Source organism: Nostoc sp. CHAB 5715 (assembly GCF_020829685.1).
Lineage (GTDB): Bacteria > Cyanobacteriota > Cyanobacteriia > Cyanobacteriales > Nostocaceae > Nostoc.
This window is the reverse complement of the sequence record NZ_JAIVFR010000726.1, coordinates 1-3970: the sequence shown is the minus strand read 5'-3', so window position 1 is coordinate 3970 and position 3970 is coordinate 1. Positions and strand designations below refer to the sequence as shown.

Here is a 3970-nt window from a genome sequence, read left to right as displayed (position 1 = left end):
GGATTCCTATTTGATTTTTGAATAAACACCGTACACCTCGAAAAGCCTGATTCCCTACTCCCTACTCCCTATTCCCTACTCCCCGCCTACGCAAATAATTTCAAAAATCAAAGCGGATTACTATATTTATCTTAAAAAAGATACATAGATGACATTCTCAAGACATAAAAGCTTTATAAATTTTAGGATTATCTAGTTAAGTAAAAGAATGTCATCTCTGACCTATTCTTGTCCAAGAATTCGGTGATTTTACAGTTGAAGCTGCAATTGATGGTACTGTAAATTTAAATAGTTGTTGGGCAAAAGATATCATGGAGTAAATTCAAACATTAATTCAAACATTAATTCAAACATTAATAACTAAAAATTAAGATTTAAGAAAAAATAATTGAAAATCATTGATCTTATTTTAAAATTATTATTATTATTAATTATCTTCTCAACGAACTGCTTAATTAGACATTGGGTGATAAATTGCCTTTACTAGCTGTCAATGCGGTTGATTACTAACTAGATTTTCCACCTGTTCGGTTCTGGATTGGTGATTGAAAGGAATTGAGATTCACCTAGAGTCCAGAACTCTTCGTTATAGATTTCTTCTTGGGGAAAACTCACTTATGTCTTTGATCAGGACAAGTATGAACTTAAGTTTTAGCTTTTTAAGTAAGTTAGCCCTAGTTAGCTTTCCAGCAAACGAATTAAAACAGAAGCATAAAGTACACGATTATAGCCAACTAGTTTGTGGAAGCGACTACGTATTTGAGCGCCTCAATGAAGGAACGATCGGGTATATGACTGGAATCGGGAAAGGTATTAAACCCTGCGATCGCATTATTTTACGAGAAGGTTATGAATCTTATCAATATCAAGTTGAGGAAGTTGATTATTACTCAGATCCGTCCGATATGTGGATAGCTTTACTCAAGCAAGTGCCGATTGACTAAATATTAAGTTAACATAATTCATAATTTATAATTCATAATTTAAATTTTGTTCAACGCCAATCGGTTTAATATTCCTTAAAATCAACAGAAAAAGTTCTACGCGCTAGTCCAGAAGTTTTACCCAATGAAGTGGGCTACTTCTCTTAATTAGATAAAGTTGAATTAAGCTGTCGAAGAAACTCAATATTCAAATCTAGCTTTTCTCCTAACCATAAAGAATGAACCGCGTGGTCAGCCACAGCATCGCCTGTCTCAGGGTGGACGAGAATATCCAATCCCTCACGATTAAGCATTAACCAGGGAACGACTTTATCAAACTGATTCGGTAAGAAAGCAACTTGATACATTCCTTTTGGGTGGGGTCCGATGGGCTTGTCAAACCAGCGTCCGAGTTGCACGTCAAACCTAGCGCCCAATCCTTCACGTACACGCGCAGCTACATCCCGACTGGCGGGATCGAAGTAAACATGAGCATGAAAACCAGCGATCTCGATAGTATCTTCTTTCATAGATCCACTTTTCGCTCTCAACTCTAATTTTGGGTAGCGGACTTTTTCTTTCTCACTGAAAAAGCGATGTCTACAACGGTCACTGAGCGGCTGGTGAGCGCAGTCGAACCATGCCGTACCACTTCGTGGAAGCAAGCTACGCGCAGCGTCTCCAAGAGTTGTGCGGGCTACGCCTACGCTCAATTTTAGCCCAATACCGTGCAGTTAAGGATCGGTTGTGGAAATTGAGAGAAGTAGGTAGGCGAAAATAAACCAAATTCAGAGTTTGGCTCGCTGAGATTTATGCAATGTTAGTAATTAGTTAACACTTAAAGTGCTTGTAGTTTCTTTGACAACTTCATGTGTTTTAGGAGCAACTGAAAGATGCACAACATGTACCGTACAAGGAGCATGGTGAAGAACATAGTTACTCACACTACCGAGAAATAGTTCCATCAGCCCAGAACGACCCCGACGCCCCATCACAATTAAGTCAGCACTATAACTATGAGCAAAATCACAAATGATCCGACCAGGATTACCAATATTTTGTGTAAATTCCGTAGTTACACCTGCTGCGTTAGCTTGGGCACAGAAAGATTGCAACATCTGGATTCCTAGATTTTTAAAGGTATCCCACTGCTTTTGGTATAACTCGAAGTTTTGACTGCTCAATCCTGGATAGTAGTCAAAATTAGACAAGATAGGTACATAAGGACTTCCCTCTTCTTCGGGAGATAGAACATGCACTAGCATTAAGCTAGCTTGTGTTAACTTTGCTAAACCCAACGCTTCCTGAAAAACGTGTTGCCCTATTTCCGAGCGATCTAATGCAACTAGAATTTTTTTAAACATCATATAGACCTCCGATTTCATTGGTAATTGGTCTTTACGGTTTCGGGTTTCAAATGCTGGATTGTCAAAAATGACTAATCCCTCAACTATATTTAGCGACTTGTGAATTTTAAATTTCTTAAAGGTTTTTGCCCCTTATTTATGTTTATAGCAAAACAATTTGAGGAACTTGTGAAAAAAACATTTATCTTTAATTACGAAGAAGCCTTCTGTTTTCTAAAATACATTATTGGCTCAGTATTTGGTGTTTTTTTAAAGGCGAGTACCTTGATATACTCAAAGTGTGGTATCATTTTAGCGCTTTAATATCTTTCACAAAGCTGGGTAGATATTAGGACTATTTCGTTTTGATTTTCCTAATTGAGAACATTAAGCAATGTTTATGATGGGCTACGCACTTTGACATAAACTTTCTTCAGCTTGAAGATTCATCATACTGATTCAGTGTCTTCCACTGCCAAAAACTCATGTAATTCTTCTATAACGAGTGAAGGATGGTAAATATTAGGTTCGATTTTATAGACTGACAAAAAAGAGGCGATCGCTTCATAAAGTTGCTTGATTGCTGCTTCTTGATTTATCCCTTGTCCTACTAGTCCATTTTCTAAGCATAAAGCAACCCAATAACCCGCACTCTTTCGCAAAACTGTTGTGTAGAAGTCCATAAATGTGTATTAGTGGATAGCTGAAGCAAGATTTAATTTTGGCAATTATTCATGATCCAAAACTAGCCACTTCTACAGGACGTTCAACAGCTAATTTTTTACGGTTAGTTTTGATTTGTTCAATTTTGTGAAGAGTTTCAGCAGTTAAATAAGTTTCGCCGCAATGAGTACAGGTTATCACTGGAATATTTTCTATTACTAGCAGGTCTTTACCCTTACCATAGTAGGACTTACGCAAAAATCGCCCAAAAGCTTAATTTATCGAACCGCCAAGACGCCAAGAACGCCAAGAATTCGTAGAGCGTGCGTAAGTCCTACATAGGTTCTAGTAATTTGGCGGATTTTGACACCTTCACTTCCACAAATATTACACAGCATTTGCCGCTTTCCTGCTATTAGTGTGTGCATACATTAATGCTAACAAATTTTACAGTGCTTCAAGGAAAAATTCTGTAGATGTCTTTGCGGTGAGCAACTCGTTGGCAGATTAATGTTTTTGTTGCTTGATCAAGAGTAATGCCAATCCGATAATCACCAACTCGAATTTTATATTTATCACTATAGCCTTTCAGTTTTTCAAGATATCCTAATTCAAACGGATTTTCTGATTCAAGTTCTTGAAAGACAATAGGTTCTATGCGGCTTTGAATCTCAATTGGTAAAGCAGCAAGTTCTTTCAAGAACCTTTTAGTATATTCAACTTGCCACATTTTCTTCTTTTAGTGATTGATAATATTTTAGTGCTTCATCTTTTGATAGTGCTTCTTCTTCCTCTACTTCCTCCATGAGTTTTGCTAAACCGTAATCCTCAAGAATTTCTTCAATTTTTTCAAATTCAGCTATAGGAATTTGTACGGCAATAGGTTGTTTATTTTCGTCGAGAACATAGTTCTTGTGAACTTCAAGCATTTTAATAACTCCTATGTGTAAAAATTCATTGGTGTTCACCTGTTAAAATTTTGGTGTCAGGCAATTAGATTTTAACAGTTTATAGCGATCGCATGGATTGACCTCTCCC

At 37.1% G+C, this 3970-nt stretch carries 7 protein-coding genes; 1 reads left to right on the top strand and 6 read right to left on the bottom strand.

Going from position 1 to position 3970, the window contains the following annotated elements; all coding sequences use genetic code 11:
- Positions 1-617: 617 nt before the first annotated feature.
- A complete protein-coding gene (locus LC574_RS30005; protein WP_229457253.1) occupies positions 618-944 on the top strand; it encodes a hypothetical protein in 327 nt (108 codons plus the stop codon).
- 143 nt (positions 945-1087) lie between these two features.
- Here the strand turns inward: LC574_RS30005 and LC574_RS30000 are convergent, their stop codons facing one another.
- From LC574_RS30000 to LC574_RS29975, 6 genes are all read right to left on the bottom strand, one after another.
- Positions 1088-1453 (bottom strand): DOPA 4,5-dioxygenase family protein, encoded by a 366-nt coding sequence (locus LC574_RS30000; protein WP_229457255.1) that lies wholly within the window; start codon positions 1451-1453, stop codon positions 1088-1090.
- A 297-nt stretch (positions 1454-1750) separates the two neighbouring features.
- Entirely contained in the window at positions 1751-2287 is a 537-nt protein-coding gene (locus LC574_RS29995; protein WP_229457254.1) for a universal stress protein, read from the bottom strand.
- A gap of 431 nt (positions 2288-2718) precedes the next feature.
- Entirely contained in the window at positions 2719-2952 is a 234-nt protein-coding gene (locus tag LC574_RS29990; RefSeq protein ID WP_229457252.1) for a type II toxin-antitoxin system HicB family antitoxin, read from the bottom strand.
- Between the two features lie 49 nt (positions 2953-3001).
- The gene (locus tag LC574_RS29985; protein ID WP_229457251.1) at positions 3002-3190 is read right to left on the bottom strand and encodes a YgiT-type zinc finger protein; all 189 of its coding nucleotides are present in this window, start codon (positions 3188-3190) and stop codon (positions 3002-3004) included.
- 199 nt (positions 3191-3389) lie between these two features.
- A complete protein-coding gene (locus tag LC574_RS29980) occupies positions 3390-3662 on the bottom strand; it encodes a type II toxin-antitoxin system RelE/ParE family toxin (RefSeq protein WP_229457250.1) in 273 nt (90 codons plus the stop codon).
- Positions 3649-3900: a hypothetical protein gene (locus LC574_RS29975; protein WP_229457249.1), complete on the bottom strand. Its 252-nt coding sequence runs from the start codon at positions 3898-3900 to the stop codon at positions 3649-3651. Before LC574_RS29975 ends, LC574_RS29980 begins: the two co-directional genes overlap by 14 nt.
- Positions 3901-3970: the final 70 nt, after the last annotated feature.

Bases quoted from the DNA above. Each gene is read 5' to 3' on its own strand.
- LC574_RS29995 (WP_229457254.1), bottom strand. From the start codon at position 2,287: ATGTTTAAAAAAATTCTAGTTGCATTAGATCGCTCGGAAATAGGGCAA.
- LC574_RS29980 (WP_229457250.1), bottom strand. From the start codon at position 3,662: ATGTGGCAAGTTGAATATACTAAAAGGTTCTTGAAAGAACTTGCTGCT.
- LC574_RS30000 (WP_229457255.1), bottom strand. From the start codon at position 1,453: ATGAAAGAAGATACTATCGAGATCGCTGGTTTTCATGCTCATGTTTAC.
- LC574_RS29990 (WP_229457252.1), bottom strand. From the start codon at position 2,952: ATGGACTTCTACACAACAGTTTTGCGAAAGAGTGCGGGTTATTGGGTT.
- LC574_RS30005 (WP_229457253.1), top strand. From the start codon at position 618: ATGTCTTTGATCAGGACAAGTATGAACTTAAGTTTTAGCTTTTTAAGT.